Source organism: Christensenella sp., from assembly GCF_034927525.1.
In the GTDB taxonomy this organism is placed as follows: domain Bacteria; phylum Bacillota; class Clostridia; order Christensenellales; family Christensenellaceae; genus Christensenella.
The window spans coordinates 1-5,203 of the sequence record NZ_JAYFPU010000197.1 but is presented as its reverse complement, the minus strand read 5'-3'; the positions used below and the strand labels follow the sequence as shown (position 1 = coordinate 5,203).

Annotated in this window: 4 protein-coding genes; 3 read left to right on the top strand and 1 reads right to left on the bottom strand. The window is 49.7% G+C overall.

The features are described from left to right. Window positions 1–127: 127 nt before the first annotated feature. The 3 genes from mutL to VB081_RS08045 are packed head-to-tail and all read left to right on the top strand — an operon-like array spanning window position 128 to window position 4,153. Window positions 128–1,957: a DNA mismatch repair endonuclease MutL gene (mutL, locus tag VB081_RS08055; RefSeq protein WP_323400308.1), complete on the top strand. Its 1,830-nt coding sequence runs from the start codon at window positions 128–130 to the stop codon at window positions 1,955–1,957. Next, window positions 1,954–2,865 carry a tRNA (adenosine(37)-N6)-dimethylallyltransferase MiaA gene (gene miaA, locus VB081_RS08050; RefSeq protein WP_323400307.1) on the top strand — a complete coding sequence of 304 codons (912 nt, stop codon included), beginning with the start codon at window positions 1,954–1,956 and terminating at the stop codon, window positions 2,863–2,865. Before mutL ends, miaA begins: the two co-directional genes overlap by 4 nt. Before the next feature lie 16 nt (window positions 2,866–2,881). Next, on the top strand, window positions 2,882–4,153 hold the full coding sequence (locus tag VB081_RS08045) for a methionine gamma-lyase family protein (RefSeq protein WP_323400306.1): 1,272 nt from the start codon (window positions 2,882–2,884) through the stop codon (window positions 4,151–4,153). Between the two features lie 18 nt (window positions 4,154–4,171). Here VB081_RS08045 and VB081_RS08040 read toward each other — a convergent pair. Next, on the bottom strand, window positions 4,172–5,203 hold a 1,032-nt coding region (locus tag VB081_RS08040; RefSeq protein WP_323400305.1), incomplete at its 5' end, for a tyrosine-type recombinase/integrase.

Sequence of the window (5,203 nt, the reverse complement as noted above, 5' to 3'; positions counted from 1 at the left end):
CCCGATAAGACGGAGATGTCAGCGGCGCTGCCTGACGCCTTGAAGCGTGTAAAAGAGATGAATATCGATACCTTAACGCCCATCGAGGCGCTGAACTTGGTCTATACGATCAGAAAAGAGCTTGACAATGAATAACAGGATTCATGTATTGGATGAAAACGTATATGCGCGTATCGCGGCAGGGGAGGTCGTTGTTAATCCGGCTGCCGTGGTCAAGGAGTTGATGGAAAACTCCATCGATGCAGGCGCGACCTCCATTACCGTTGAAATAGCCGATGGCGGAAAAACGCTCATACGCGTTACGGACAACGGCTCGGGCATTGTCGCCGAAGACGTACCTCTCGCGGTACAAAAGCATGCCACCAGTAAAATCAGTAGCTTAAGCGACCTCGGCAGCATTGGTACGCTCGGGTTTCGCGGCGAGGCGCTGTGCAGCATGGCTGCCGTATCACGTTTTAGCATGCAGACGCGTACTGCACAAAGCAGCGAAGGCACTGTGCTTACAGCAAGCGGTGAAAGTGTGCCGGAAATCCATGCGGCGGGCTTGCCGGAAGGAACGACTGTGCGCGTAGAGAATCTGTTTTACAATATTCCGGCACGCCAGAAGTTTTTGAAGAATACGGCGCGGGAAACAACAAATGTCACGTCGGTTGTGACCAAGCTGATTTTTTCCAGACCTGATATTTCCGTCAAATATATCAGTAACGGCAAACTTGTTTATCACAGCCCCGGAAGCGGAGAGCTGACGGACGCACTGATGACCGTTTACGGCAAAGAGATCAGACACAAAATGCGCCCTGTTGCGTACAACGAGGATGATATCAGCATCAGCGGATATCTTTCCAATCCAACGTTTCTTTACAAAAGTACACACCATATTTGCATGTACTTGAACGGGCGTTTTATCCGCTCCAAAGACTTGCAGTCTGCACTCATACGGGGCTATGGGGAACGGTTGCTGCGCGGGCACTATCCGTTTGCCGTCCTTCACATCCATATCCCGTTTGCTAAGGCAGATGTCAATGTGCATCCAAACAAGTTGCAGGTCATGCTTTATGAGGAAGCAAAAGCGATCAACGCAATGGAGCGCGCGGTGAAAAGCGCGCTTGCCAATACCCAGCCCCCGGTACTGGAAGATGTAGGCGCCAAGACCGCTATCAATATCAAAAGCACATACGAACCACCGGCAGAAGACGTAACGTATCCTGCATTTCGTCCGGCAGAGAAGCTGTATGATAAGCCTGCCGCAAAAGCGGCGCAGACGGTGGATCACGTCCTGCCTCACAAGTATGAGCAGGCCAAACCGTTCGACAAACTGATCGACGAAGTGAAGACATTCCACGAGGAAACGCATGAGCAGCTTGAGATTGAGGATGTGCGGAAGCTTTGCGACTATCATATCATCGGTCAGGCATGGAACACTTTTTTGATCGTCGAAAGCGGACAAAATTTATACCTGATTGACCAGCACGCCGCACACGAACGCATCAATTTTGAGCGCATGAAGCGGGAGGCAACAGAAGGCACAGCCGCTTCGCAGACACTGATGATGCCTTATGCAATGAGCTTATCGTCGGAAGACCATGCGCTGCTCCTCAAAAACGAAGAACTGCTTCGTGCGTTGGGTTTCGATTTTGAAGAATTCGGTGCGATGACATTAAAGTTTACCGCATTTCCCGCACAGGTAAACCGCAGCAGCGCCGAAAGCCTTATGGAAGATATTTTATATGAGTTACGTAATTCTCCGGAAAATATTCTATTGTTGCGCGAGCAGGTCATCCGCGCTTCGTGCCGCTATAGCATAAAGGCTGGTTATGCGCTCTCAGATGAGCAGATCGCGGAGCTGATGTCAGAGATCACCGCGCTCGACGCGATCCCGCACTGCCCGCATGGCAGGCCTATCGCCATCGTTCTCACCAAAAACAACTTACAAAAAGGCTTCAAGAGGATCGTATGAAAAACGACGTTTACATCGTAGCAGGTCCTACGGCTTCAGGCAAAACAGCTGTGGGCATAGAGCTTGCAAAGCAAATGAACGGAGAAATCATCTCCGCAGATTCTATGCAGATATACCGCGGTATGGATATCGGTACGGCAAAACCGTCTATGCACGAGCGGCAGGGCGTCGTGCACCATCTTATCGACATCGCCGAGCCGGACGAGCCCTATTCCGTCGCAATGTTTCAAAAAGCTGCCACCGCCTGCATCGAGGATATTTTGAGCCGCGGTAAAACGCCTGTTGTTGTTGGCGGAACAGGACTATATTTGAATGCGCTGACCTATGAGCTGGATTTTACAGAGACTTCGCACGATCCTGTATTGCGTGAAGAATTGATGCAAAAGGATGCAGCGGAGCTTCATCAAATGCTTTTTGAACAGGACGAAGCTGCTGCCGGGCGCATCCATCCCAACGACAAAAAGCGGATCGTTCGACGGCTGGAGATACTGAAAAACGAGGGTGACCGTTCAGAGTACCAGTTCCGTAAGCCCAATGAAGCATATCGCTTTATTATGGCAGGTCTTACAACAGACCGTGCTGTATTATACGAGCGTATCAACGAGCGTGTCGACCGTATGGCAGGGCAGGGGCTGGTGGGGGAAGTAACGGCGCTTGCACAAAAATATACGGCTGCACCCACCTCTATGCAGGCAATCGGCTATAAGGAGCTGCTTCGTTATCTGCAGGGGGATATCACGCTCGAGCGCGCGATCTACGAGATCAAGCGCAACTCGCGGCATTATGCAAAACGTCAATGGGTATGGTTTCGGCGTGACGAACGCATTACATGGTACGATACCGCAGAATATAATAACGATGCCTCACTGATCGCACAAGCCATCATGCGGCAGGGCAATCATTTTTGATTTGGAGTATACTTTTATGGATCTGAAAGAATATATTTGTCAGCATTTTAAAATAAACGCCGCTCTTATTGATTTTGTGAACGACTGCGAACGCGACGTACGCCACGTTTTTCATGGTTTTGAAGATGTCGCGCAGGCAAATCAGTTCAAGGTAATTGACGCTTTTCAAAAAAACAATGTTTCTGCACGTCATTTTTACGCTTCCACCGGTTATGGCTACGGAGACGAGGGAAGGGACAAGCTTTCTCAGGTGTTTGCCGATGCCTTCGGGGCAGAGTCGGCAATCGTTTCTCCTATGCTCATGAGCGGCACACATGCGATCTCTACCGCATTGTTTGGGCTGCTGCGTCCGGGAGATACGCTGTTTTCGTTGACGGGGGAGCCGTACGATACGCTGCTTTGTACGCTGCGCGGCGCAAGCGGGTCGCTTGCGGAATACGATATCAAATTCGACAGCATCCCGCTTAGAGCAAACGTCAGCATCGATATACAGGCGGCAATCGAGCAGATCAAACGCGATCCATCCGTCAAAGTAGTCTATTTTCAGCGCTCCACCGGGTACGAAATACGCCCGGCCTTTACAACGGATTATCTCGCAGGAGCGATCGAACGCATCAAAGAAGTATTTCCTGAAAAAATTATCATGGTAGACAATTGCTACGGTGAATTCGTTTGCACAGACGAGCCGACATCGCGCGGCGCAGATATCATTGCCGGATCGCTGATCAAAAACCCGGGTGGCGGCATTGCGCCAACGGGCGGCTATATCGCCGGGAAACAAGAGCTGATAGACAGGATCGCCGGGCGTTTTTCTGCGCCGGGGATCGGTACTGAGATCGGCTCCTATGCTTTTGGATACCAGCAATTTTATCAGGGCTTTTTTATGGCGCCGCACACCGTGTGTCAGGCTTTAAAAGGCGTATGCCTTGCCGCGCGCGTGTTCGAACGTCTTGGCTATGCAACGCAGCCCGCTTTTGACGCACCCCGCGGCGATATCACGCAATCCATCGTCTTCGGCAGCGAACAACCCCTGACAGACTTTGTACGCGGCATACAGCGCGCCTCAGCCATCGACGGCAATGTCGTACCGTATGCGTGGGATATGCCGGGTTATGACGATCAGGTGATCATGGCTGCCGGTACCTTTGTGCAGGGAGCATCCGTAGAACTAACAGCAGATGCGCCCATCCGCGAACCATACGCCGCTTATTTGCAGGGAGCGCTTACGTATGAACACGCAAAACTGGGCATATTATACGCCCTGCAGACCATGAATATTCAGTTATAATATATTGTATGAGATCGACTATTTTCGCAGCTTGACGGCCTTTGATGCGCGTCTGCGGTTGTTTTCCGACATAGCGGCATAATGTTTTCGGGTCGTATTTACGTCCTTATGTCCGAGTACATCCGCCACAAGATAAATATCGCCCGTTTCGTCGTAGAGCATCGTGCCATATGTACTGCGTAGTTTGTGCGGCGATATTTTTTTTAAGGGACTCACGATGCGCGCATATTTTTTTACCATCAACTCCACGCTCCGCACAGACATCCGGTTCCCCTGCATGGAAAGAAAGAGAGGGGAGGAGAGGGCATAATTGCCTCTGTCTTTGCGCTCATCGAGATATGTGCTTAGCGCCTGCGCCGTCTCGTCGTCAAAATAAAGCATCACTTGATTGCCGCCTTTGCGCGTAACGGTAAAACAGCCGTTTTTGAAATCCAGATCAGAAACATTCAGGGACACAAGCTCGGAAACACGTATACCCGTCGTCAAAAACAAAGTCAAAACCGCCAGATCGCGCACGGCATTTTTTTTATGATATTGTTTTTGTTTTTCTGTAAGCTGTGCGCCACTTTCCACAACGTCCAGCAGATCGGCCACTTCATCGGCTTCCAAACGTATGATCGCTTTTTCATGTAATTTCGGCGTATCAAGAAGCTGACATACATTTTCCTTCAAAACACCTTTTTTATAATAATGCTTAAAGAATGAACGCAGACAGGCGACTTTTCTTGCTTTGCCGCGTTCCTGGTTCGTTATAAACTTTTCATCATCATCCATAGAGGCATATAAGTTAAGATAGTCTAAAAAGAGATACAGGTCATCAACTGTAATAGAGGCCAGATCATCCTGCGTCAAATCAGAAACTTTTTTGTTCTCAAAACGCGGGAGTTCTTTGATCAGAAACTGAAAAAAGATTCTTAAGTCAGCCGCATAGTTGACACGCGTGAGGATCGTCGAATTGTTTTCCATCGCAATAAAAAAACTCGTCGTGTAAGACGGCAAGTCACGCATGATCTCACGCAGCTTCAATGTCATTTTCTGGTTCAAGTCCTG